The sequence below is a fragment of the Microbacterium sp. 18062 genome, assembly GCF_902706225.1.
Lineage (GTDB): Bacteria > Actinomycetota > Actinomycetes > Actinomycetales > Microbacteriaceae > Microbacterium.
Window position 1 is genome coordinate 1 of the sequence record NZ_CACSKB010000482.1, and the last position, 423, is coordinate 423.

At 59.1% G+C, this 423-nt stretch carries 1 protein-coding gene; it reads right to left on the reverse strand.

Annotated features, from left to right (window positions below; genetic code table 11):
* On the reverse strand, positions 1 to 380 hold a 380-nt coding region (locus tag GVL03_RS20830), incomplete at its 3' end, for an AAA family ATPase (protein ID WP_235038296.1).
* Positions 381 to 423: the final 43 nt, after the last annotated feature.

A 423-nucleotide genomic window follows, 5' to 3' on the forward strand; every position in this document is an offset into this window, starting at 1 on the left:
GTTTGGGGAGCCAGCGCATCCGAGTACTGATTCACGTTGGCCTGCATGCGGCTGTTACGCGCGAACTGCGGGGAGAAATGCGTAGGCAGGATGATCAAATCAGGCCGGACCTGGTAGCTCTCCCATACAGACTCGATTTCGCCCATGAGCCTACGAAGGCCCTTGATGGCAAAGGAGTCCATGCGGACGGGAGCGATGACCAGGTCAGCAGCCGCGAGGGCTGCTGTCGAAGTAAGGCTCACGTTGGGCGGGCAGTCCATGATCACCACGTCGTACTCGTTGAGGTCGAAGCCCGGGATCTTGCCTTCCAGAGAAAGATCGAAAATCGCCCGGAAGAGCAATTCGCGGCGGCCGGTGGAGTTGGCGATGTCGAGCTCCAAATCACCCAGGTAAGTGTCCGCGCCAATGACATGAGGACCATGC